Here is a 22,270-nt window from a genome sequence, read left to right on the forward strand (position 1 = left end):
ACGCCGTGGCTCGGATGGATCGGATCCTGCGCGCCTATCTCCACTATCTGGTGGACGACCCGGCGAGCGCGCGGCTGTTCTTGGTCGAAGTCTTCGCGGTGGGGTCGGCGGCCATCGCGCGCCGGGCCCAGTTGCAAGAGCGGTTCGTCGAGTTGATCGCCGCCGTGCTCGACGCGCGGACCGAGCAGCAGCGTTTCGCCTGTCAGGCCCTGGCCGCGGCGGTCGGTGCGATGGTCACCGCTCGGATCGCGGCCGGGGACTCGGCCGGCCTGCTGGCGCTGCGGGAACCGCTGCTGGATCTGTTGCGCCGGGGCGGCGGACTGTACGGGGCCGCGCTGGACGTGCGCGGCGAGCCATCCGCGTGAGCAGCAGCGCCGCACCGGCCAGCGCGGGGGCGAGCGCCGCGAGCCCGGCCACCGCGACGCCGCCGAGACCGGGTGCGGCCGCGCCGAACAGCGTCGCCGCACCGAAGTAGAGGAACAGCAGGCCCGAGCCGATGCCGATGGCGTGCTCCGGCAGATGCTTGCCGACCAGGATGCCCAGCGCGATGGCGAGCGCGTCGGCGGCGACCATGCCGATGGTCGAGCCCAGCCAGACGCCTACCCAGTCGTAGTCGGTGGCCAGCGCCGCGGTCGCGAACATGGTGCGGTCGCCCAGCTCGGCGAGCAGGAACGCGGACAGCACCACGAAGAACGGCGCACCGGCGGCCTTCGGCGTCTTCGGCTCGGGGTCGTCGTCGCCGGGACCGAAGTGCTCGCGCAGGGTCCACAGGCCGACGGCGAGGAAGGTGACGGCGGCGATCAGCGCGATCGCCGTGGTCGGCAGGGCGGCACCGAGGAAGTGGCCGACGCCGACCGAGATCAGGTGTACCGCGGCGGAGGCGGTCGCGATGCCGCCGAGCACCACCCACCAGCGATAGCGCAGCGCGAACGTCAGCGCCATCAGCTGGGACTTGTCGCCCAGTTCGGCGAGGAAGACGATGCCGATACTCAGCAATACGGTGGCGATCATGTGTTGGCGGCTCCCAGGTCTCCGGCCTGCCGGCCGGAGATACGGGTGGACTCCGGCCGACAACGAAATGGTTGTCCAGGCCGAAGGTCTCGCCCACCGGACGGATGCCGGTTCACACAGCCGGACCCGGGCCCGAATGGACCGGCGGGTCAGTATGTCGACTGCGCAATTGGGGGCTACTCCCCTTCGCTGCAGCCGACTCTACCGGCGCGAGCCGCTCCTGCCAACCCGCTGTAATCGAAATCGCAATGCGCACAATAAGTTTGGCGATCCACGTCCGGAAATTCGGTTACCCTCACGCGGCCAGCAGCATGGCCAGAACCGCGGTGTCGGGATCGCTGATCGGATCGAGCCCGACCCGGCTGACCAGGGAGGTAACCGTTCCGTCCGACTCCGCCTCCACCCAGGCCGCGCGGTGTTCCAGCCCCAGATGGGGCACACCGGGCAGCAAGACGCAGCCGGATGCCGCGCCCGCGCATTCGGGCAGCGAGGGGCGCGTCTCGCAGGGCGGATGCAACATCAGCAGCGCCGGTGGCACGTGCTCGGCGAAATGACCCGGCTCGACCGCTTCGTCGCCGAGAACGGGGCCTTCGGCGATCACCAAGCCGACCGTGCCAGGGGCGGGATCGTCGGGCAGGTCCTCGCGGACTCCGAACACCGTCGAGGTCGTCAGCAAGCCCGGTAGCGTGGCCACACGCACCGCTAGTACCAGTACCTGGGCCCACTCTTTGGTCGTGTCCGGCCAGCGGCCGGAGATCACGAAGCCGCGTAGCGACCCGCGCGAGTGAAAAGGCGTGATGCCGATCGGTTCGTTCGTGCGCATTCCTGCCTCCCGTTGTCGAACCCGGGGGCGACCTTGCCCGTGCTATTTGTGTGGATTTCCGAATATGAACCACGAGTCACCTGGCACACAAGTACCAAAGAGTGCCAATCGGACAGCCGGAGACCGGTCGGCGGGCAATCGTGCTGCGTACGCGGCGGATAGGGCCTCACCTCGCCGAGCCCGCATACGCGGCGCGGGGCGGCGTGCTCGGCAAAGCGTCCGCGTCGCCGGAAAACAGAACGGGCCCGCGATCCCGGCCGCGCGGGGCGGACGGATTCGCGGACCCGGTTCGGGTGCTGAGCCGGCTCAGCCGAAGATGAGGCCCTTGGCCTGCGAGGTCGCCTTGGCGAAGCGCTCCTGCACGTCGGCCCAGTTGACGACGTTCCAGAAAGCGGTGACGTAGTCCGCCTTGACGTTCTTGTACTGCAGGTAGAAGGCGTGCTCCCACATATCGACCTGCAGCAGCGGGATGATGCCCAGCGGGACGTTGGCCTGCTGGTCGTAGAGCTGGAAGGTCAGCAGCTTCTGGCCGAGGGTGTCGAAGCCGAGCACCGCCCAGCCGGAGCCCTGCAGGCCGTTGGCCGCCGCGGTGAACTGCGCGCGGAACTTGTCGAACGAACCGAACTGGTCGTCGATCGCCGCGGCGAGCTCGCCGACCGGCTTGTCGCCGCCGTTGGGGGAGAGGTTCTTCCACCAGATCGAGTGGTTGACGTGCCCACCCAGGTGGAACGCGAGGTTCTTCTCGTGCAGGAAGATGGCGCTGTGATCGCCCGACTCGCGAGCGGCTTCCAGCTTCTCCAACGCGGTGTTCGCGCCGGCGACGTACGCGGCGTGGTGCTTGGAATGATGAAGCTCGTTGATCTGCCCGGAGATGTGGGGCTCCAGGGCGCTGTAGTCGTAATCCAGATCTGGCAGCGTGTACTCAGCCACGATGTCCCTTCCTATGTCGGGCCGGTTGTGCCCGTTGTTCCGAGCACAGCCAACCATCATTCGTACACCCGGTCGATTCCAACTCGGGCCCACGCCCGCACATTCCGGTGACGCCGCTCACACACATCGGGTCGCGCACCGTCACATCCCGCACATCGGCCCCAGTGGAAACGCACGCGTAGCATCGAACCATGTCGTGGTACGACGAACTAGTGGGGCGTCTGAGCCTCCCCGAACCCGCCATGGTCGCGCCGGAGCGAGCACTGCCGGGCCGGGCGGAGCCGCTCGACGTGCCGGATACCCACTACGTCAACGGTCACCCGATCCATCCGCCGTTCCCCGAGGGGCTCCAGCTCGCGGTCGTCGCGATGGGGTGTTTCTGGGGTGCGGAGAAGAGTTTCTGGGAACTCGACGGCGTCTACACCACGGCAGCCGGTTATGTCGGCGGGTACACGCCGAATCCAACCTACGAAGAGGTCTGCAGCGGGCGGACCGGGCACACCGAAGCGGTGCTCGTCGTATTCGATCCCGCCGTGATCGGCTACGCAGGCATCCTCAGGCACTTCTGGGAGAACCACGACCCCACCCAGGGCATGCGTCAGGGCAACGATCGCGGCACCCAATATCGTTCGGCCGTCTTCACCTTCGGCGCCGAGCAGGCCGATCTGGTCCGGTCGACGGCCGAGGCATACGGCAAGCGCCTCGCCGCGGCGGGATACGGGCAGATCACCACGGAGATCTCGCCGCTGCCCGGCCTGGCGGCCTTCTACTATGCCGAGGGCTATCACCAGCAGTACCTGGCGAAGAACCCCGGCGGATACTGCCCGGTGCATGCCACCGGAGTGAGCTGCCCGGTGGGCACGGGCGCCTGAACACAGGAACCGCACCTCCGTCGACGGATGCGCGGTTCGCTCGTGATGATCGCGGAGGCAGCGCTCACAGCGGGGGAGCGATGCCGGGACGGGTCGCCCGGGGATCACCCGCGTCATGCGCCTGCCACCACCGCGCGCCGCCCGCGATGAAGTCCGCCAAGGGGATCTCTTTGCCGCGCGCGTCGTGCACGACGATGTCGTCGAACCACACCCGGATGTCCAGTTCGCGCGGATCGATGCCCTCCTCCTGGGAGAACTCCAGCACGTGCGTGGACTCGTGATCGCGGATCCGGGTGTCGAAGCTGAGCAGTTCCCTCCACAACGCCCAGCTGCTGTCGTCGAGGTCGACGAACTCCCAGCCGTGCAGCCGACCGCCGCCGAAACTCCGGATGGCCTCGTCCAGGCCATCCATTTGCAGCGGCAGCACCTGCGGCTCGAGGTCGTCCCAGTGCTGTGTGCGCAGGGACGCGGCGACCCGGCTCACGCCGGTCAACGTCACCTGCACCCGATAGTCCTCGTTCGCCGTCCCCTGCTCGGGGAGAGTCAGCACCTCGAGGTCGAGCCGCAATTCGCCCGCGGGCTCGTCGACCGCGAGACCGAGGCACGTGGCCTCGGACAACGCGATGTTCAGCCCTGCGGTATCCAGTCCGTGGCGTAGCCCCCTGCTCGCGTTCATAGCCCCAGGCTACCGATCGCCACTGCCGGATCGCGGTATTTCGGCGGTGTTCACGATTCGATGGAACCGATCGCGGGCCGGGCCCGTCCAAGTAGTTATCGGAACCTCTTCGGCCGCAGGTTCCGAGGTCGGCGACGAATGGCCGCTCCGGGATGGACAGGAGGGGAGTCCCGGATCGGCCATTCGCATCGCTGCCCGTTGGGGCCGAATCCAGTCATCAGGTATGGGCACACCGCTCGATTGCGGACCAGAAGTATGGAAAATCCCCGCAGTAGGTAACTGAACAGTAGCTAATGAGTGCCGCGAGCTGGGTGGACGCTGGTCGGCAGCACGCCTTGTGGATCAGGCTGTGGATTATGTGGATAACTTCGCCCGAGTTATGCACAACCCGCATCGAGCGGGGGCGCGGTCGAGTTCCGGAGCAGAGAACATACCTGAAGTCGTCGCGCGCTGTCGAGGCCGCTCCCCGGGCATGGAACTGCACGGCGGCCCGCCGCCCATGGCAGGATCGAATCTGTGACGAGCCCCCACGTTCCGTCGGTGACGGTGGAGGACGTGCCTGCCGAATTCGACAGCGTCCCCGCGTCGGCCGACACGCCGCGACCGATCCTGCTCGACGTCCGCGAGGACGACGAGTGGCGGCTCGGACACGCCCCGGGAGCGATCCACATCCCGATGGTCGACGTCCCCGCCCGGATCGACGAGCTGGAGTACGACGCGGAGCTCTATGTCATCTGCCGGCAGGGCGGCCGGTCCCTGCAGGTGGTCGAATACCTCACGCACATCGGCTATGAGGCCGTTCAGGTCCACGGGGGCATGGTGGCGTGGCAGCAGGCCGGTCGACCGCTGGTCGCGGAAGGCGACCACGAGGCGAAGATCTACTGACGAAAGAACGAGGTGCGCGGGTGAGTACGGTGGTGCAACCTTGTGCGCGCTGCGGGGCGCGCTGGGCCGTGCAAGGGACGCCGATGCACTGGTGCCCGCGCTGCCGCGGCGTTCTGCTCTCGCCCGCGCCGATCGACGCGCCCGCCGACCGCCGCAACTATCGCTGGGTGGCACGCAGACCAGACCAGCGCGGTCGCCGAGCGCAGCCGCCCGCCCGGCCGGTCACGCAGAGTCGCACGCCCCGGTACACGCAGATCCCGCGCTGGGGGCTGATCGACCCGCCACCGCAGGCCGGTGCTGCCGCACGCCGCCCGTTCGAGAAACTGACCGACTCGGTGACCAAGTTGCTCGTCGCGACCGCGAGCGTGTTCGGGCTCGCGGCCGGCGCCGAGCTGGCGCGGTACGGGGTCTTGCTGCGCAACCGGACGCGCCTGATCCACCCCGCCGTCCTCTTCGCTTCCGATGCCCTGGTGATCGGCGCGGGCGTGCTCGCCATCGTGCTCGCTCTGCTGGCGGCCGCGGCCGCGACCGGAAGGCTGATCGAGGTCAGGCGGTCGGCCTACGCGGCCGAGGGCAGGCGCGACCCGCGGTCGCCGCGAGCGCTCGCGCTCGGGTCTCTGGTCCCGGTGGTCAACTTGCTGTGGCCCGGGGTTTTCCTGAGCGAAGTGGCCGCGCTGCGAGGTGATCCCCGGATCGGCCGGGCGGTCCGGATCTGGTGGGCAGCCTGGGTCTTCGGCGGCCTCGTCGCGGCCGCCGCGCTACTGTGGCGGACCGCGGATTCGTTGCAGGCCCAGGCGGACGGGGTGCTGTTCACCGCGTTCGCCGACGCGGTCGGCGCGGCGGTCGCGCTGCTGACCCTCTGGCTGCTGCGCACCATCGAGGGGCGTGATCTGCTCGGACGCCACCGGACCGCGCGCCGCTGGCTGATTGCGGTCGACCCCGCCGTGCCGGTGATCGAACCGGTGCATCCCGGCGGACGGCGAACCGCGGCCGAACCGGTGGACGCCGGACCGGCGCACGAGGAAAACGGTGCTGAGGACCGTGAGCAGGAGGAGGTTATGGCCAAGTGAGCCAGGGCAGTCGCGCGCCTTTCGTCGTCGCGCATCGAGGCGCCTCGGCGGCGCGCCCCGAGCACACGCTCGCCGCCTACGAGCTGGCGCTGCAGGAGGGCGCCGACGGGGTCGAATGCGATGTCCGGCTGACCAGGGACGGGCATCTGGTATGCGTGCACGACCGCACCGTCGACCGGACGTCCTCGGGCAGCGGGCTGGTCAGCGAGATGACGCTGGAGGAGCTGCGGGCCCTGGATTTCGGCGCGGACGGCTCGCCCGCCTCGGTGCTGACCCTCAGCGAGCTGATCGGCCTCGTGCTGGACTGGCGCAGCAGGCCGACCAAGCTGTTCATCGAAACCAAGCACCCGGTTCGCTACGGCGCGCTGGTGGAGAACAAGTTGCTCGCCGAACTCCAGCGCTTCGGCATCGCCACCCCGGCCTCGGCCGACCATTCCCGAGCCGTCGTGATGTCGTTCGCGGCCACCGCGGTCTGGCGCATTCGCCGCGCCGCGCCGCTGCTGCCCACCGTCCTGCTCGGCGAATCGTCGCGCTACCTGGGCGGATCCGCCGCCACGACGGTCGGCGCCACGGCCGTCGGCCCCTCGGTGAAGACGTTGCGCGAGCACCCCGATCTGGTCGACAAGGCCGCCGCCGCGGGCCGCGCCACCTACTGCTGGACCGTCGACGACCCCGACGACGTCCAACTGTGCGCCGACCTCGGCGTCAGCTGGATCGCCACCAACCACCCCGGCCGCACCAAGTCGCTGCTGCCTGCCGCCTGATCCGGTCAGATCGGGCGGACCGGATCGTTTCACCGACCGGTCATACGCGACACGCCGCGCCGCGGGCGCGGCAAATCAAACACTGTGTAGGTTGACCCCTCGTGGGTAAGAGCAAGCGCAATAGTCCTAAGCCCGGCGGTAACCGGGCGCAGCGTCTCGCCGAGCGGCGGGCAGCGCAGGAGCAGGCGGCACAGGCCGTCACGCGTCCGTTCGAAGGTCTGGCCGCGGAGTGCGATCTGGTCGCGCTGCGCGAATTCGTGCCGTCGGCCACCGCGGAGTTGACGCTGGCGGCAGCGGTCGCGGCGGAGCGCCCGGTGGTGCTCGCCACGGTGCTGCCCGGCGCGGTGGCCGCGTTGGTGCGCGCCGGCGACGAGCCGAGCGGGTATGTCGGCGCGCAGGTGCAGTTCCAGGGTGCGGACCCGGCCGCCGATCTGGCCGCGGCGATCTTGTGGACCCAGTCCGCCGAGCCCGGTGACTCGCTGACCTCCGTGGAGAGCGTCGCCGGTGGGCCGCGGCTGGCCGACGTCATCGATCCCGGCGCGAGCCTGGACCTGACCGTGCACCAGGACTTCGATTGGTGGGTGCCGGCGGGTGTCGAGCCCGATCCGCAGGTTGCCGCCACCATCGAGCAGGCCAAGCAGGCGATCATGCCTTCGGCGCGGCTCGGGCTGGACGCGGACGCGATCGGCGCGGCCTGGTGGGTGGACGCCGGCGAGAAGGCGCATATCCGCTGGGTGCGTCCGGAGGACGAGGACGCGCTGATGCTGGCGCTGGCGCGGGTACACGCGTCCGGCGGTCTACACCTCGGCGAGGGTTCTCGGTTCGCGGGGTCGTTCCGCACGCACGGCCTGCTGGTCCCGGTGTTCGATCTGGATCGGGAGCGGCACCCCGACGAATGGGTGAAGCCGGCGGTCGAGTTCGGTGCGCGACTTTCCGAGGCGCTGGCTGTCGACGCCCCGCTGAATGCCGACGAGCGGCGCTCCCGCGACGGCTTGCGGTCACGTCAGGTCACTTTGCGCTGAGTACCGGAATCCTGCGAGATGTCCCGCGACTGTCGAGCGGCGAACAAGGTTTACTGTTTGCCGCCGATATCGCTGGGGATAGGTAAGTCTGACCGAACTGCCGCGAATGCGGGAGAATCCTTCTCCCGGAATTTCGGATTTCGACAGGCAATGGGCCCGGGCAGCGACAAGCCCGGTTCCTGGGGAACCGGGCCTGTGCACCTTTCCGGCAAGCTCCGTCAGACGGAGCCGCCGGCCACCGAAGGCGCACCGGAGGCGTCGCTCGGGCCGCTCATTTCCCGGGCGACGAATTCCTCCAAGTCGAACAGGTTCGACCCGGCGCGATCGGCGATGGTGAGCAGTGTGGTCATGTTCGCGACTTCCTCGACCTGTTCCTTCAGGAACCACTGCATGAACTGTTCGCCGAGGTAATCGCCCTCTTCGCGGGCGGTGCTCGCCAGTTGGATGATCTGCTCGGTGACCGTCTTCTCCTGCGCGAGCGCGAGCGCGATCGGTTCCCTGGCATTCTCGAACCGTGATTTCGCGGCGTCGATGCCGGAGAGTTCGATGCTGATATCCCGGTCCAGGAAGTACCGCACGATCATCATCGCGTGATTGCGTTCTTCGACGGCCTGCTTGTAGAACCGCTTCGCCAGCTGCGGCAGGTCGGCATTGTCGAACCACACCGCAATCGCGATGTACTGATGCTCGGCATTGAATTCGTGCCGGATCTGATCGTGCAACAGGCTGTGAAATTTGCTGCGTGGGGATTCCGGATGGCTTGACATGGCATCGACATTAGCGCCGGTGCGGTCGCGTGTCATCCAAGTACAACCTTAATGAGGCTAGTGTTGCCTAATTAATTCTGCGCCGCTCCAGCCATTTTCGGCGCCGGGATTTCGGTGTGCGGCCGCGTCCGCATCTCGCGGGCGACGAACTCCTCCACATCGAACAACTGCCCGTCGGCGCGGTCGAGCACAGACAGTAGCGTGGTCATCCGGGCGACGCTCTTCACCTGTTCCTCGAGGAACCATCGGACGAATTGCTCACCCAGATAGTCCCCGGAGTTGCGGGCCGCGCGAGCCAGACCGCTGATCCGGGTGCTGCGGTCCTGCTCCAGCTCCAGCAGCAAAGCGATTGCGCCGCGCGGGCTTTCGAACGTTGACGTGATCGCCTCCAGGCCGCCGATCTGCACCGGGAGATCCCGGTCCAGCAGGTACTGCACCATGCGCAGCGCGTTGCCGTAGTGCTCGCGCGACCGGCCGTAGGCATGTCCGGCCAACTGCGGCAGCCGATGCGCGTCGAAGTACACGGCGGCGGCGAGATACTGCTGGGCGCTGGTGAATCCGTGTCGGATCTGCGTGCGCAGCAAGTCGGGGAAGGACTCGTCGGCCTCGTCGATGTCCGGCATGGCAATGACGCTACCGCGTCAGCAGGTCCTCGGGGATAGGGCGGTCGGCGGCCAGCGCGTCGAAGAACCGCCCGGCCTTCTCCTTGTCCCAGAGCAGGACGTTGCCGCTGTCCGTGTCGTCGAATCCACCGACCGGCACCGTCGTGGCGACGGTCTCGCCGCGCAGCGCCCAGCCCAGCCCGCCGAGGTTCCAGATGTGATCGCCGTTGTCGACCTTCAGCGACTTGGCGGTGTCGGAGGCCAGCGGCCAAAGTTTGAACGGGTTGGCCAGCGTGGCGCCGCTGGTCGCCTTCTTCAGCAGGGCGGCCATGAAGATCCGCTGGTTGTTCATCCGGTCCAGGTCGGCCAGCGCGGTCGCGCGGCTGCGGACGAAGCCCAACGCCTGCGGTCCGTTCAAGCGTTGACAGCCGGCGGGCAAATCAATGCCGGCGAGGGGGTCGTCGATCGCTTTGGGGACGCACACGTCGATACCGCCGAGCGTATCGACCACACTCGCGAAGCCGCTGAAACCGATCTGCGCGTAGTGGTCGATGCGCAGGCCGGTGGCGATCTCCACCGTCTGCACCAGCAGCGCGGGGCCGCCGACGGCGAACGCCGCGTTGAGCTTGTCCTTGCCCTGGCCCGGGATGCTGACGTACGAGTCGCGCGGAAGGCTGACCAGGGTGGTTTTGCCCGATTTCGGCACGTGCACGAGCATGATCGTGTCGGTGCGCTCCGGACCGACCTCGCCGCCGGTGGCGAGTTCCTGCTCCTGTTCAGGGGTCAACCCGCCGCGGCCGTCGGAGCCGACCAGCAGCCAGTTCGTGCCGGGTGTGTCGCCGACTCGCTTGGCGTAGTTCGCCAGCGCGGGGATGCGGTTGAGGGAGTTGTCCAACTGGATGACGGCGCCGACGGCGGCCAGTACCAGCACCAGGAGGATCACCAGGAACCAGCGGAACGGGTGGCGCTTGCGGCGCGGTCGCGGCGGGCGTTGGCCGCGCGGCGGCACCGGGGGTGGTCCCTCGCGGAACCGTCGTGGTTTCCGGGGCGGTGCGGGAGGTGGACCTTCGTGGTAGGGCATCGGGCGCTGTGTGGGCGCGTGCGTCGGCCCGTCGTGATGCGGCACCGGCCGCTGTGTCGGGGCGTGTGGTTGACCTTCGTGATGCGGCACCGGGCGCTGTGTGGGGGCGTGCCTGCGGGCCGGGGGAGGCGGTGGCATTCGCCGGGCCTGTTCCGGCGGGACCTGCGAATACGCCAACGGCTGCGCGTGCGGGTCGCCCGTTCCGTCGCGGCGCACCACCTGGGTGGGCTCGATCGGTGGCGGCGCGCCGGGACCCGGAGGAGGCATGCGCCGGCGCATCGGAGGTTCACCGGGTCTGCCGGGCGGCGGCATCCGGCGCGTACGCGCGTTGCGCTGGGGGTCGTCGCCGTTCATCACTGAAACTCTACTTATCGGGCGGTTGTGCGGTGCCGCATGTGGACACTGGCGCACGCGAAGCGGCGCTGTTTCCTAATTCGCGGGCGGCATCAGGTTGTTAGCGTTCCGGAGGGCACGGTTGCGTCACGGGAGCCACGAAACATGGCCGCGCAGAACGGTGTAGCCGATGTAGGCGACCGCGTCGATGGTCGCATGGGCGAGGACCAGCGGCCACAGCCGGTTCGTGCGCTGCCAATAGCGCCCGAATATGACGCCCATCACACAGTTTCCGAGCCCGCCGCCCAGTCCCTGATACAAGTGATAACTGCCACGCAGGAGGGCCGAAGTCAGCAGAGCCGAGTTCTCCGACCAGCCGAGCCTGCGCAGCCGGGTGAGGAGGAACGCCACCACGATGACCTCCTCGGCCAGGGCGTTCGCGCAGGCCGACAGGACGAGCGCGGGCAGCCGCCACCAGTAGTCGCCGAGCGAGGCGGGCACGATCGTCACGCTGAAACCCAGCGCATGGGCCACGAGGTAGAGCCCCAAGCCGGGCAGGCCGATGATCGCGGCGAGGGTCAAGCCGGGTAGCACGTCCGCGCGCCACCGGATTCGGTTCGCCAGCCCGATCAGTCGCGGTCCGATGCCGCCGCGCCACAGCAGATACAGGCCCAGTGCCGCCCACCCGAGCAGCCGTAGCACGCTGAGCAGCTGGAACAGCAGGTCGATGGTGGATTGCGTGGACCGCGACGGGTTCAGCGCGACGGTCCGCCCACCGATCCCGCCCGGCGCGAGCGCGCTCTCCACCAGCGAGAGCGCGGCGCTGAGCCCGCTGAGCCCGAACGTGACGAGCAGCACCACCGCGATCTCGAGTTTGATCGCCAGCCGCTCCCGATCGGTCGGCTCGGTCTCGTCCCACTGGGCATCGGACTCCGCGCGCATGAGTCGAATCTATTGCGCTCCCCCTGTCCGGCGCGCGGCGCGTCGCCGTGGAAAAGTGCGACCGGCCGGACCACGGTCTTTACGGCCGCCGTCGGTCGCGTGCGCCCGATGCTCGCGCCTGATCCCCTTACAGCGGGCGGTCAGATGCGGCGCAGGCCGTTGAGGAACGGGCACCCGGCCAGGGTGCGTACGGCACGGCTGAGGCCCTCGATGTCGTCGGCCGGGGCGTTGAACGGCAAGCGGACGTCGTGATCGCCATCGTGTCCTTCCACCCGCAGAGTGAGCCCGTACCGGTCGATGGCCAGCGGGTGCACGATGCCGCGCTGCAGGTGCGCGGGCAGGTGCCTGGCCAGCTGGGCGACGATATCGGCGTGGTCGGCCTGCATGTGCTGCAGCCACGCGGATTCCATGGCGCAGAACGGATCCGGTTGCGCCAGGCGCAGCTCGTCGCTGGACACCGATTCCGCGCCGGTCGAGTCGGCCACCACCGCCGAGTTGATCACCAACCGCAGCAGCGTGGCGCCGAAGCCGACGTCGAGCAGTCCGGGATGGGGGAGCTCTTTGGCCACCTCGCCGGCCAGCGCGCGCTGCGCCTGGGTGGGCACCGCGCGCACCCAGCCGCGCAGCCAGACCAGCGCGCGCACCGGCTCGCGCAGCGGCAGCGGCGCGTGATCGGTGAGTTCCAGCACCGCGGGTGCGCCGTGCTCCCCGGAATTGCCTGCCAGGATCGCGGCGACCGAGGCGGTCGGCACCGCGATCACGGCGTCGCCGCACTGCCGTACGTGGTGCACGGACGCGGGCGTCGGGTCGATGCCCGGCATGGCCAGCACCGCCTGCTCCGCGTGGGCGCACGCGCTACGCACCCGCTCGGCGGTGGACGGTGCGACGGTCGGAGATGGACGCGGCATTCAAACCTCCGGGGAGCGGGCGACGCAGCAAGCTGAGGATTAGGTTACCCTAAGCTAAGTGACGATGCTCGGTTCCGCAAGCGTTCCGATCGGACTGAGCGAAGTGCGTCGATTTCGTTCGACGCGGGTTGTTACGGTTGGGGCGTGTCGGAAGGAATGGAACCGGGCGAACCGGTGCTGGTGTCGTTGTCGGCGCCTCCGCGGCGCAGTCTCTCGGATGGGTTGGTCCGCAACATCGGCGCAAGCCCCGCCGCTCCGACGCTCGAGCTGGACGCCCCGGACGCGGAGATCGCCGCCTTCCTCGCGCACGTCGCCCACTCCGATACCGGCTTCGTCGCGCGTACCTCTTCCGGCGACCGCGCGGTGGCCGTCGTCGCCGCCACGGCCGCCGCCCTGTGCGGCGAAGACATCGGCACCGCCTTGCGCAACCCCGATATCGCCTTCCTCACTTCTCTGAAACCCCCGGCGATCGACGCGGTCCGGTCCGTCCTGCTCGCCATCGAAACCGAAGCCGTTGACCAGGTGAACGCCGCATTGCGGGTGTTCGGGAGAGGTTGAACGCCGCTCGTGCGGCCGTCGAACAGATGCCGCGCGGTGGCCGTGCCTCCGCAATTGGTGGGGAGCCGGGCGAACGCGCAAGTAATCTCGTAACCGTGCCGCGAATCGCGTACTTCGGGCCGTCCGGAACCTTCACCGAGATGGCCCTCGCTCAACTGGAATCCTCGGGAACCTTCGACGGACCCGTCGAGCGGGTCGCCGCGCCCAGCCAAGGGGCTGCGCTCGAGCTGATCCGCTCCGGCGACGTGGAGGGCGCGGTGGTGCCGATCGAGAGCTCCGTGGAGGGGTCGATCTCGGCGACGCTCGACTCGCTGGCAATCGGCCCGCGGCTGCAGATCGTCGCCGAGACCGAACTCGAGGTGAGCTTCACGATCCTCGGCAAGCCGGGCACGGCGCTGCCCGACGTGCGCACCCTCGCCGCATACCCCGTGGCCGCCGCGCAGGTGCGGCTGTGGGTGGCGCGGCATCTGCCCCAGGCGCAGCCCTACACCTCGACGTCCAACGCCGCGGCCGCGGAAGACGTGGTGGCGGGCCACGCGGATGCCGCCGTGTCGACCGCCCTCGCCGGTGAACGGCTGGGGTTGATGGCACTGGCCTCCGGGGTCGCGGACCATGAGCAGGCGATCACGCGGTTCGTACTGTGCACCCGGCCCACGGTGGCGCCACCCCCCACGGGAGCCGATCGCACCTCGATCGTGCTCGAGCTGCCGAACGTCCCGGGCTCGCTGATGCGCGCCTTCGCCGAGTTCGCCACGCGCGGCATCGATCTGACCAGGATCGAGTCCCGGCCCACCCGGACCGGCATGGGCACCTATCGTTTCTATCTCGACTGCGTCGGACACATCGACGACACCGCCGTGGCGGAAGCGCTCAAGGCATTGCATCGCACCGCGCGGATCCGCTTTCTCGGGTCGTGGCCGGCGACTTCCGCGACCGGCACGCCACCACCGTCGGACGAAGCCTCGGCGGAGTGGTTGATCCAGTTGAGAAAGGGGATGGCGGACCTATGACCGGGAGGTTGATCCTGGTCCGGCACGGGGAGACCGAAGGCAACGTCGCCAAGCTGCTGGACACCAGGATCCCAGGACTGCCGCTGACCGAACGCGGTGCGGCACAAGCGAAGACGTTCGGGGAGAACCTGCTCCGACCCCCGAAGGTGTTGTTCTCCTCGGCGGCGCTGCGTGCGCGCCAGACCGCCAGTTACATCGAGGCGGCGACCGGTGTCGCCGCCATGGTGCTCGACGGGCTGCACGAGGTGCAGGCGGGTGACCTGGAGGGACAACACAGCGAGGAAGCGCACCACACCTTCCAGGAGATCTACCGTGCCTGGCACGAAGGCGATCTCACGCTGCGAGTGCCCGGCGGCGAATCCGCCCAGGACGTCCTGAATCGGTTCCTGCCTGCGATCGCGGAATTGCGGAACACGTATCTGACGTCGGATGACGACGAGCACGGCGACGTGATGGTGGTCAGTCACGGCGCGGCCATGCGGCTCGTCGGCCGCACGCTGGCGGATGTGCGGCCGCCGTTCACCACGAACAACCACCTGGACAACACCGAGACCATCGAGCTCGTGCCGATGCCGGATGGCGGGTGGGAGTGCATTCGGTGGGGCCGGTTCACGCCGCCGTTCGGCTACGACGTCGCGCCGACCTCCGACGATCCCATGGGTTAGCGCCTGTTCAGGACAGTTTCGGATTCCGCGGGAACTCTTCGCGCTCCGGCAGCGAATGGATCAGATCCTGCACCGCCGTGCGCAGTCGAGCGGGGGTTCCGCTGCTGAGCGATGTCCACTTCACGCCGTCGTCGGACTTGCTCGCGGTCGCGATGAATCGTCCTGCCCGCGTGTTGAAGACGGCGATGTGATTGTCGGCCATGTCTCTCGTGCCGTCGCCATAGACCACGCCGACGATCTCGGCGAACGAGTGGATCTCGACCAATGCCGCCGCCAAGGTCTTCGCATCCTGGGCAGGGTTGCCCACTTTCGTGAGCCGCTCCGCGGTGGCCGCGGCGTCACCGGTGTCGCCGAAGATCGTGGCGAGTTCTTCGGTCGGGGCGTTCATCCCGTACAGCTCCAGCGGCTCGGCGTAACCGAGTGCCGCGAGAACCGTGCCGGGCAGATCGTTGCCCGCCTCGTCGATGACGTAGGAGTCCTGCCCTCGAAGGGCGACGACCTCGAGGTCGACGCCCTTCGCCAGGCAGAAACGACTCACCCAACCATCGACGATCAATCGCAGCGCGATGATCCAGTGTGGCCGGTTCAGCGCGCGCAGCCGATTCTCCAGATCGCGATGCAGCACATCGTCGAAGAGGAGTTCCCGCTGGGCGAGCGACTCGGCGGCCGCGTCCATCGCCGCTTTGTGATCGGTCAGGTTGTCGTAACGCGCCCGAGCGTTCAAGACGACGGGGACTTCGATTTGCAGTTTCTCTACGAGAAACTGCATTTCGTCGAGCGACAGGACGACCGCATCCAGCGTGGACGGATCGCGGCCCGCACCGAGTACGGTCACCTAACCGTCCCGCTGAGGTCACCGCCGATGACTCCATCGGCGGTGAAACGGCCGTCGTTGAAGTGCTCGGTCGACCGCAGGTAGTCCCGGCCGTTGTGCTCGGCCTCGTCGTCCTCGTCGCTGCGCGCCTGGTTGCCGAGCAGGGGGTTGCCGTTGCCGTTGGTCGCCGACCGGACCGGCGCCGCTTCGACGGGCTTGACCCCGACCGTCTCCTGCACCGGGGCGGCGCCACCGATCGTGCCGCTGGAGCCCCAGCCTTCCGGAAGCTTCAGCGAGCCATTGCTGATGCCGGCCGCCGACCCGAGGCCGGAGAACGACACCGCGCGAGTCGCGGCGCCGGTGGCCGCCGCACCGGCTCCCATGACCATCGGAGCCATGCCGGAGAAGGTCGGCGCGGAGGTGGTGGTCGCCGCCGCGATCGCGCTGCCCGCGACGTTTCCGACGGTGGAGACACCGGTGGTGGCGATCGAACCGACCGCCTGCGCGGCCTGGGTGGCAGCGCTCGCCACGCCGGGGTTGCTCAAGAACGCCTGGGTGGCGGCGACGGCGGCCTGGATCGGATCCGCCGGAACCTCGGTGGTCGTGTCCGCCGCCTGCTCGGGGCTGGCCGTTCCGGCGCCCTTGGCGATCGGCGGCGGCAGCAGGAACTCGGCGGGCGTGGCGACCATGGCGCTGGTGGCGGCCTCGTAGGTCTCCATGACCAGAGCCGCACGGATGTCCATGGCGTTCCTGGCGACTTCCGCGACCTCGAATGCGCCGCTGAGCACACCGGGCGGGTTCGCCGACGCGGCCAAGGCGGCGTTGACGGCCGCGATCTCCGGCGGGCTCGGCATCGCCAAAGATGCGACGGTGTAGGCGGTGGCGTTCGCCGCGGCCTTCGCACCCATCGCGGCCGCTTGCACGCCCTGCTGCTCGGACCAACCGAGGAAACCGGTGAGCTTGCTCAGCGCGGCGATACCGTTGATGCCCTGCATCCCGACGCCGAGTTCGGCCATCACCCTGGCGACGGTGGTCGTCGCGTCGATCCAGGCGGCGGTGAGGCCGCCCCAGGCGGTGGCGGCGGCCGAGATCGGAATCGCGTGCGCGCCCGCGTGAAGCGTGGCCGAATTGATCTCCGACGGGCGCGCCGCCCAGATCACCCCGGTGACTCCTGCAACCATGTTTGACTTCTCCCCTGCTTGGCGTTGCTGATGGATCCGGTTCCGGAACTACACCTGAATGGCGCTGATGCCCGCGGCGCGCACCACGTCACCGGCGACGTGCTGCGCCAGCTGCATGCGCAATGTGGCCGCGGCGTGGTGGCATTCCAGAATCGCCTGCGCGATCGCGCGGTCGTGCGACATGGCCCCCTGGTTGAAGTGGCTCGCGCTGAGGAAGGAGACCTCCTCGGCGCCGGAGGGCAGCACGTGTGTCGCGGGCGCGGTGATCGCCGCGGCGGCGGCCAGACGTTCGGCGACGAGGTCGAGTTCGGCCGCGGCGGCGAGAATGGCTTCGGGTGCGATCAGTACATGTCCAACCATGACTCGACTCCTTCTAGTGGCTGTGGGGCGGAACCACGAGAATTCCCCCTTCGAGTGATAGGACGCGACAGCAACGCGATCGGTTCCATCGAATCCCCAACTTTTCGATCTCCGTGCCGATTACACACCCACCGGTCGGGGCGCGCAATACAGCTCGGATCAGACTATCCCCATCCCAGCTGATGCAGGCGGTCTTCGTCAATGCCGAAATAGTGTGCGATCTCATGGATCACGGTGATGGCCACCTCTTCCACCACTTCCGACTCGTCGGCGCAGTGCTCGAGAATGGCGTCCCGGTAGATGGTCACGGTGTCGGGAAGCGCTCCGCCGTAATGACTGTCACGTTCGGTGAGGGCGATGCCGTGATACAGACCGAGCAGATGCGGATCCTCCGGATTGCGCGGCTCGATCAGCACGACCACATTGTCGATCGCGCGAGCCAGCTCGGGCGGAATGAGATCCAGTGCGTCGCCGACCAATTCCTCGAAGCGGTCGGCGGACATCGATACGGGCATCGGCGTGCGGCTACCTCGGCTGGGGCTGCGGCGGCAGCGGCGCGGCGCCGGGCAGCGGTGCAGGCGTGGAACGTCCGCTGTTGGGCGGCGGCACCGGAGCCTGGCCGTTGATCAGGATGTCGCCCCTGGCCGAGCCGGTGATCGGCGCGAAACCCTCCCGGTCGGCTCCCTTGCCGATCATGCAGTCCAGCTTGCGGCTGCCCGCCATCCAGCTGCGGGCATCGATGTAGTCGAAGAACAGCGTGAGCGTCTTGTTGCGGATGACGTCCGGCGCGCCCAGGTATTCGGTCGAGGTGCGGGTGCACTCCTCCTCGACGAATTTGTCCTGCTCTTCCTTCGCGGGCGGGCCGCCGGTGAAGTGGGCGGACAGATCGACGGTGGAGACGATCTCCACGGCGTGCGGCTGGGCGCAGTCCACCGGATCGGTGGGCAGATTCTGATTGATGCCGAGGCACACGCCCGGCTCGTACACCCTGGATTGGTCGTGCTCGGTGGCGCTGCCGACCGACGGCGGGGTGCCCGCGCTGGCCGCGACCTGCAGGCCGCAGCGCAGGGTGCGGTCACCGTGCTGCCAGCCGTCCGGACTCGGGTACATCAGGCCGACGATGTACTTGCCGCGCGGGTCGAAGCGCCCGCCCATGTACTTCTGCACCGCGGGCACGCAGTGCTCTTCCTTCAGCTCGGTGAGCCGCAGCGAGTCCGGGAACCGCGAGCCGGGACCGAACTCCTTGCCCGGATACCTGCTCATGTCGATGTCGGCCGCGACCTCGAACATGTGCTTGCTCGAGCAGTTCACCTTGACCAGATCGGCCCGGTCGGGCTTGGTCCAGCTCAGGCAGTCGCCCTTGGAAGCGGTGCCGAACTCCTTGTCCAGCAGGGGCTGTGCCGGGGCGGCGGGATTGTGCGCCTCCAGGCCCTTCTCGTTGTCGAAGCCGGTGATGAACAGCGTCACCAAGGCCGCGACCACGGCGCCGACGGCAACGGCGAGCAGGCCCCGGCGCAACGTGGGCGCCGACAGGTGGACATCGCGCAGATCGCGGTCGGCGAGGGCGGCCTTGGCCGAGTCGAACGAGCGGCGTACCGAGTCGGCACGCGACGATGCGCCGCGCTTGGGCGCCTGCGGGGACCGGGACCTAGGTTCGGAGGACATCGCGGTCCATCATGGCAGCGTCCGTGCCGTGGTGCCACGACCTGCCCCGATCGGCGCGGCACGGATGGTTCAGCCGCGCATAGCCGACAGGAAGACGCCGGGCAGCCGGGCGGGGTTGGTGTCGGCGTAGAACTCGGTGAGCTTGCGGCCGGTGGTCGCGGCGGTGGCGTTGCCGACGAACCACGGCGGTTTCGGGGAGAGCGCGAGTTCGCCGCCCAGCAGTGAGCGCGGCGCGGGCCGGAACGGGCCGCGCACCACCGTGCGTTCCACGTCGTCGAGCAGCAGGGCGTTGTGCACTACGCCGATTCCGCTCTGCACGTCGTCGAGGGTGTGCCCGGGGAAGGCTCCCCAGGACGCGCGCGGTGCGAGGAAGGCCAGCCCCGTCCAGGTGTTCACCGCGATAGCGCCGTAGCGCAGCCGCTCGATCGCGCGGTCGAAGGCGACGCCGAGCCTGCGGATGGTCGTGGGATGGGCGATCACGTTCGCGCCGAGCGTCCCGGTGAGCTCGGCATTCGCGAAGTCCACCGCCCGTTGCAGGAAATCGCCGCCCGCGTAGGGCAGCTCCACCACGCCGAGCACGGGGGAGAAGTACTCCGTGCGCAGCAGGGGCGTGCCGGTCCGCGGCAATCCGTCGACCAGCAGCCGTCCCGCGCCGAGCCGCTCGGCCTCCGGATACGAGGCCAGCGCGTCGGCGACGCGGGCGTCGCTGCCCGGGTAGTACGCCGTGCGCTGCGGCGCCCGCTCCATGGCCAGGCGCAGCTCGGCGAGGAATTCATCTCTGCGGTCCCACTCGGAGGCGATCACCACCGCCTGCGCGGCCACACAGTTGTAGCCGCCGTTGTGCAGCCGCTGGGTGGCCACGTGCTCGGCCTGGTAGCGCAGATCGGCGTCGGACCAGTCGCCGGGCACCACGATGGTCGGCGAGACGCCGCCCAGCTCGCTGGTGATCGGCTTGTCCAGCAGGGGACGGCTGTCCTGCTTGCGCTGCGAGCCCTCCGCACCGGGGCCCCACACGATGGCGTCGTGGGTGTTGGCGCTGCCGGTCATGTGCACATGCGCGACGTCGGGATGACGCACCAGATAACCGCCCTGCTCCGCGCCGCCGGTGAGGATCCGCAGCACGCCGAGTTCCAGTAGCGGTTCGAACACCATCTCGAACACGGTGAACAACGGGTCGGTGATCGGGTTGAGCTTCAGCGCCACCACGCGGTTGTGCGCGTACAGCTCGTACAGCGCGTCCAGCGGCGGTATCGAGGTGATGTTGCCCGCGCCGAGCACGGCGCCGATCCCGCCGGTGGCGGTGGGATCCAGCTGGGCCAGTCCGGCTCGCCTGCGCGCGGTGTCGGCGTCTACGCCGGGCCGCAGCCACACCTCCCCGCGAAAGCCGTTGAGCAGTAACCGGTCGTAGACGCCGAACGGAAAGATCGGCACCGCGACTCGTCCGCCCGGCGCCTCGCGCAGGGTGACGCCGGTGAGCGGGCTGCGCCCGGACTCCAGTGCGGCGAGGGTGACCGACAGCGCGTCCGTGGCTTGCAGCAGGGCCAGCGGGCCCGACATCCATTCCTCGCCGACCAGCGGGGAGTGCGCGTCCAGGTCTTTGACGACGCACGCGGCCCGCACCCAGTCCTCGGCGAAGCGGCCGGTCCGGGCGTGGATCTCGTCGAGCAGCTCACGGCGTCGGCGCAGCGAGGTCGCGGCCCACGTTTTCTCGCCGGCGGTGAGGTCGGCCAGCGCGTTGTCGATGGCTGTCTCGTCGAAAGGCGTGCCCACAAGCCCACTATGCGCGCGATCCGGCGGGTATGGACCGCATCCTGGGATATCGGCGTGAAACGGCAACACATCGACTACTAGGCTGATGGCCCATGATCGACCTCCGATTCCTGCGGGACGACCCCGACGCGGTCCGCGCCTCGCAGCGCGCCCGCGGCGAAGACCCCGCCCTCGTCGACGCGCTGCTCGAGGCGGACGCGGCGCGGCGTGCCGCGGTGGCCACCGCGGACAACCTGCGCGCCGAGCACAAGGCGATGGGCAAGCTGATCGGCAAGGCGAGCAAGGAGGAGCGGTCCGCGCTGCTGGCGCAGGCGTCGGAGATGTCGGTCAAGGTCAAAGAGGCCGAGGCCGCGCAGCACGCCGCCGACTCGGACCTGGACGCCGCGCACCGCGCCATCTCGAACGTGGTGCAGGAGGGCGCGCCCGCGGGCGGCGAGGACGATTACGTCGTGCTGCAGACCATCGGCACGCCGACCGAGTTCGACTTCGAGCCGAAGGACCACCTCGAGCTCGGCGAGTCGCTCGGTCTGATCGACATGGAGCGCGGCGCCAAGGTCTCCGGCGCCCGGTTCTACTTCCTGACCGGCTACGGCGCGCTGCTGCAGCTCGGCCTGCTGCAGTTGGCCGCGCAGAAGGCCGTGGCCAACGGCTTCACCATGATGATCCCGCCGGTGCTGGTGCGCCCCGAGGTCATGGCGGGCACGGGGTTCCTCGGCCAGCACTCGGCCGAGGTCTACCACCTCGCCGACGACGACCTCTACCTGGTCGGCACCTCGGAGGTGCCGCTGGCGGGTTACCACTCGGACGAGATCCTCGACCTGAGCGGCGGCCCGAAGCGGTATGCGGGCTGGTCCTCGTGTTTCCGCCGGGAGGCGGGCAGCTACGGCAAGGACACCCGCGGCATCATCCGGGTGCATCAGTTCGACAAGGTGGAGATGTTCGTCTTCACCACGCCCGACCAGGCGGACGCCGAACATCAGCGCCTGCTCGCGTGGGAACAGGAGATGCTCGCGGCGATCGAGGTGCCCTACCGGGTGATCGATGTCGCGGCCGGGGATCTCGGCAGCTCCGCCGCGCGCAAGTTCGACTGCGAGGCGTGGGTGCCCACGCAGCAGACCTACCGGGAGCTCACCTCGACGTCCAACTGCACCACCTACCAGGCGCGGCGGCTGGCCGTCCGCTATCGGGACGAGAACGGAAGGCCGCAGATCGCCGCCACTTTGAACGGCACGCTCGCGACCACCCGCTGGATCGTGGCGATCCTGGAGAACCATCAGCAAGCCGACGGGTCGGTCCGGGTTCCGCCCGCCCTGGTTCCCTTCGTCGGCACGGACGTGCTGCGACCAGCCAACTGACAACGCGCGAATGACATCCAGATGAATAGCTACTGGTTCGCCATGCCGGATTCCCGGGATGTGGCAACCGGCGGGATTCCTTGTGTCTAGGCTATTCGTCGTGCGAGGAATCGGGTCTCGCGGCGATACCCGAACCCGGGTGCGGGCCGCGTCTGCGCTGGCGACGGCAATGGTCATGGCTCGGACTACCGGGGCCGTTCTACGTC

24 protein-coding genes are annotated in these 22,270 nt (G+C 68.8%); 9 read left to right on the forward strand and 15 right to left on the reverse strand.

Annotated elements, in window-relative coordinates; genetic code table 11:
- Window positions 1–234: 234 nt before the first annotated feature.
- From QMG86_RS32015 to QMG86_RS32025, 3 genes are all read right to left on the reverse strand, one after another.
- Window positions 235–1,011, reverse strand: a complete 777-nt coding sequence (locus tag QMG86_RS32015; protein ID WP_281876610.1) for a TMEM165/GDT1 family protein — start codon at window positions 1,009–1,011, stop codon at window positions 235–237.
- 295 nt (window positions 1,012–1,306) lie between these two features.
- The gene (locus tag QMG86_RS32020; RefSeq protein ID WP_159849138.1) at window positions 1,307–1,834 is read right to left on the reverse strand and encodes a peptidase; all 528 of its coding nucleotides are present in this window, start codon (window positions 1,832–1,834) and stop codon (window positions 1,307–1,309) included.
- Between the two features lie 306 nt (window positions 1,835–2,140).
- On the reverse strand, window positions 2,141–2,764 hold the full coding sequence (locus QMG86_RS32025; RefSeq protein ID WP_039794275.1) for a superoxide dismutase: 624 nt from the start codon (window positions 2,762–2,764) through the stop codon (window positions 2,141–2,143).
- 191 nt (window positions 2,765–2,955) lie between these two features.
- Between QMG86_RS32025 and msrA the strand changes: the two genes are divergently transcribed.
- Window positions 2,956–3,636, forward strand: coding sequence for a peptide-methionine (S)-S-oxide reductase MsrA (gene msrA, locus QMG86_RS32030; RefSeq protein ID WP_281876611.1), 681 nt, complete (start codon window positions 2,956–2,958; stop codon window positions 3,634–3,636).
- Between the two features lie 64 nt (window positions 3,637–3,700).
- Here msrA and QMG86_RS32035 read toward each other — a convergent pair whose 3' ends face one another.
- Window positions 3,701–4,312, reverse strand: a complete 612-nt coding sequence (locus QMG86_RS32035) for a hypothetical protein (RefSeq protein WP_281876613.1) — start codon at window positions 4,310–4,312, stop codon at window positions 3,701–3,703.
- 516 nt (window positions 4,313–4,828) lie between these two features.
- Here QMG86_RS32035 and QMG86_RS32040 point away from each other — a divergent pair.
- From QMG86_RS32040 to QMG86_RS32055, 4 genes are all read left to right on the forward strand, one after another.
- Complete coding sequence (locus tag QMG86_RS32040) at window positions 4,829–5,197, forward strand: rhodanese-like domain-containing protein (RefSeq protein WP_434085624.1); 369 nt, start codon at window positions 4,829–4,831, stop codon at window positions 5,195–5,197.
- 20 nt (window positions 5,198–5,217) lie between these two features.
- A complete protein-coding gene (locus QMG86_RS32045) occupies window positions 5,218–6,267 on the forward strand; it encodes a DUF4328 domain-containing protein (RefSeq protein ID WP_281876614.1) in 1,050 nt (349 codons plus the stop codon).
- A complete protein-coding gene (locus QMG86_RS32050; RefSeq protein WP_281876615.1) occupies window positions 6,264–7,031 on the forward strand; it encodes a glycerophosphodiester phosphodiesterase in 768 nt (255 codons plus the stop codon). Before QMG86_RS32045 ends, QMG86_RS32050 begins: the two co-directional genes overlap by 4 nt.
- A gap of 101 nt (window positions 7,032–7,132) precedes the next feature.
- Entirely contained in the window at window positions 7,133–8,053 is a 921-nt protein-coding gene (locus QMG86_RS32055; protein WP_281876616.1) for a DUF5926 family protein, read from the forward strand.
- 218 nt (window positions 8,054–8,271) lie between these two features.
- Here QMG86_RS32055 and QMG86_RS32060 read toward each other — a convergent pair whose 3' ends face one another.
- The 5 genes from QMG86_RS32060 to QMG86_RS32080 form a co-directional block, all read right to left on the reverse strand.
- Complete coding sequence (locus tag QMG86_RS32060) at window positions 8,272–8,820, reverse strand: ferritin (protein WP_281876617.1); 549 nt, start codon at window positions 8,818–8,820, stop codon at window positions 8,272–8,274.
- A 71-nt stretch (window positions 8,821–8,891) separates the two neighbouring features.
- A complete protein-coding gene (locus QMG86_RS32065) occupies window positions 8,892–9,443 on the reverse strand; it encodes a ferritin (protein ID WP_281876618.1) in 552 nt (183 codons plus the stop codon).
- Between the two features lie 10 nt (window positions 9,444–9,453).
- On the reverse strand, window positions 9,454–10,722 hold the full coding sequence (locus QMG86_RS32070) for an LCP family protein (RefSeq protein WP_434086221.1): 1,269 nt from the start codon (window positions 10,720–10,722) through the stop codon (window positions 9,454–9,456).
- A 261-nt stretch (window positions 10,723–10,983) separates the two neighbouring features.
- Window positions 10,984–11,778: a CPBP family intramembrane glutamic endopeptidase gene (locus tag QMG86_RS32075; RefSeq protein ID WP_281876620.1), complete on the reverse strand. Its 795-nt coding sequence runs from the start codon at window positions 11,776–11,778 to the stop codon at window positions 10,984–10,986.
- Window positions 11,779–11,918: 140 nt separating this feature from the next.
- Window positions 11,919–12,686, reverse strand: coding sequence for a DUF2470 domain-containing protein (locus QMG86_RS32080; RefSeq protein WP_281876621.1), 768 nt, complete (start codon window positions 12,684–12,686; stop codon window positions 11,919–11,921).
- Between the two features lie 144 nt (window positions 12,687–12,830).
- Here QMG86_RS32080 and QMG86_RS32085 point away from each other — a divergent pair, with 144 nt between their 5' ends.
- The 3 genes from QMG86_RS32085 (at window position 12,831) to QMG86_RS32095 (ending at window position 14,919) form a co-directional block, all read left to right on the forward strand.
- Window positions 12,831–13,244 (forward strand): hypothetical protein, encoded by a 414-nt coding sequence (locus QMG86_RS32085; protein WP_281876622.1) that lies wholly within the window; start codon window positions 12,831–12,833, stop codon window positions 13,242–13,244.
- 95 nt (window positions 13,245–13,339) lie between these two features.
- Window positions 13,340–14,254 (forward strand): prephenate dehydratase, encoded by a 915-nt coding sequence (pheA, locus tag QMG86_RS32090; protein WP_281876623.1) that lies wholly within the window; start codon window positions 13,340–13,342, stop codon window positions 14,252–14,254.
- Window positions 14,251–14,919, forward strand: coding sequence for a histidine phosphatase family protein (locus QMG86_RS32095; protein WP_281876624.1), 669 nt, complete (start codon window positions 14,251–14,253; stop codon window positions 14,917–14,919). The genes pheA and QMG86_RS32095 overlap by 4 nt, the downstream gene beginning before the upstream one ends.
- Before the next feature lie 7 nt (window positions 14,920–14,926).
- On the opposite strand, the gene QMG86_RS32100 is transcribed toward QMG86_RS32095, so the two are convergent.
- From QMG86_RS32100 to QMG86_RS32125, 6 genes are all read right to left on the reverse strand, one after another.
- The gene (locus QMG86_RS32100; RefSeq protein ID WP_281876625.1) at window positions 14,927–15,754 is read right to left on the reverse strand and encodes an ESX secretion-associated protein EspG; all 828 of its coding nucleotides are present in this window, start codon (window positions 15,752–15,754) and stop codon (window positions 14,927–14,929) included.
- Window positions 15,751–16,914 carry a PPE domain-containing protein gene (locus QMG86_RS32105; RefSeq protein ID WP_281876627.1) on the reverse strand — a complete coding sequence of 388 codons (1,164 nt, stop codon included), beginning with the start codon at window positions 16,912–16,914 and terminating at the stop codon, window positions 15,751–15,753. The genes QMG86_RS32100 and QMG86_RS32105 overlap by 4 nt, the downstream gene beginning before the upstream one ends.
- A gap of 48 nt (window positions 16,915–16,962) precedes the next feature.
- The gene (locus QMG86_RS32110; RefSeq protein ID WP_159849106.1) at window positions 16,963–17,274 is read right to left on the reverse strand and encodes a PE domain-containing protein; all 312 of its coding nucleotides are present in this window, start codon (window positions 17,272–17,274) and stop codon (window positions 16,963–16,965) included.
- Window positions 17,275–17,438: 164 nt separating this feature from the next.
- Window positions 17,439–17,789, reverse strand: coding sequence for a metallopeptidase family protein (locus QMG86_RS32115; RefSeq protein ID WP_281876629.1), 351 nt, complete (start codon window positions 17,787–17,789; stop codon window positions 17,439–17,441).
- A gap of 10 nt (window positions 17,790–17,799) precedes the next feature.
- On the reverse strand, window positions 17,800–18,939 hold the full coding sequence (locus QMG86_RS32120) for a septum formation family protein (RefSeq protein ID WP_281876630.1): 1,140 nt from the start codon (window positions 18,937–18,939) through the stop codon (window positions 17,800–17,802).
- 69 nt (window positions 18,940–19,008) lie between these two features.
- Window positions 19,009–20,709, reverse strand: a complete 1,701-nt coding sequence (locus QMG86_RS32125; RefSeq protein ID WP_281876631.1) for an aldehyde dehydrogenase family protein — start codon at window positions 20,707–20,709, stop codon at window positions 19,009–19,011.
- Between the two features lie 92 nt (window positions 20,710–20,801).
- On the opposite strand from QMG86_RS32125, the gene serS reads away from it, so the two are divergent.
- Entirely contained in the window at window positions 20,802–22,064 is a 1,263-nt protein-coding gene (gene serS / locus QMG86_RS32130; protein ID WP_195085061.1) for a serine--tRNA ligase, read from the forward strand.
- Window positions 22,065–22,270: the final 206 nt, after the last annotated feature.

This window comes from Nocardia sputorum, from assembly GCF_027924405.1.
Lineage (GTDB): Bacteria > Actinomycetota > Actinomycetes > Mycobacteriales > Mycobacteriaceae > Nocardia > Nocardia sputorum.

What these genes read in the sequence shown, in the direction of transcription:
- QMG86_RS32020 (WP_159849138.1), bottom strand. Translation starts at nt 1,834, where the DNA reads ATGCGCACGAACGAACCGATCGGCATCACGCCTTTTCACTCGCGCGGG.
- QMG86_RS32075 (WP_281876620.1), bottom strand. Translation starts at nt 11,778, where the DNA reads ATGCGCGCGGAGTCCGATGCCCAGTGGGACGAGACCGAGCCGACCGAT.
- QMG86_RS32120 (WP_281876630.1), bottom strand. Translation starts at nt 18,939, where the DNA reads ATGTCCTCCGAACCTAGGTCCCGGTCCCCGCAGGCGCCCAAGCGCGGC.
- QMG86_RS32035 (WP_281876613.1), bottom strand. Translation starts at nt 4,312, where the DNA reads ATGAACGCGAGCAGGGGGCTACGCCACGGACTGGATACCGCAGGGCTG.
- QMG86_RS32105 (WP_281876627.1), bottom strand. Translation starts at nt 16,914, where the DNA reads ATGGTTGCAGGAGTCACCGGGGTGATCTGGGCGGCGCGCCCGTCGGAG.
- QMG86_RS32095 (WP_281876624.1), top strand. Translation starts at nt 14,251, where the DNA reads ATGACCGGGAGGTTGATCCTGGTCCGGCACGGGGAGACCGAAGGCAAC.
- serS (WP_195085061.1), top strand. Translation starts at nt 20,802, where the DNA reads ATGATCGACCTCCGATTCCTGCGGGACGACCCCGACGCGGTCCGCGCC.
- QMG86_RS32060 (WP_281876617.1), bottom strand. Translation starts at nt 8,820, where the DNA reads ATGTCAAGCCATCCGGAATCCCCACGCAGCAAATTTCACAGCCTGTTG.
- QMG86_RS32015 (WP_281876610.1), bottom strand. Translation starts at nt 1,011, where the DNA reads ATGATCGCCACCGTATTGCTGAGTATCGGCATCGTCTTCCTCGCCGAA.
- QMG86_RS32065 (WP_281876618.1), bottom strand. Translation starts at nt 9,443, where the DNA reads ATGCCGGACATCGACGAGGCCGACGAGTCCTTCCCCGACTTGCTGCGC.
- QMG86_RS32080 (WP_281876621.1), bottom strand. Translation starts at nt 12,686, where the DNA reads ATGCCGCGTCCATCTCCGACCGTCGCACCGTCCACCGCCGAGCGGGTG.
- QMG86_RS32110 (WP_159849106.1), bottom strand. Translation starts at nt 17,274, where the DNA reads ATGGTTGGACATGTACTGATCGCACCCGAAGCCATTCTCGCCGCCGCG.
- QMG86_RS32115 (WP_281876629.1), bottom strand. Translation starts at nt 17,789, where the DNA reads ATGCCCGTATCGATGTCCGCCGACCGCTTCGAGGAATTGGTCGGCGAC.
- msrA (WP_281876611.1), top strand. Translation starts at nt 2,956, where the DNA reads ATGTCGTGGTACGACGAACTAGTGGGGCGTCTGAGCCTCCCCGAACCC.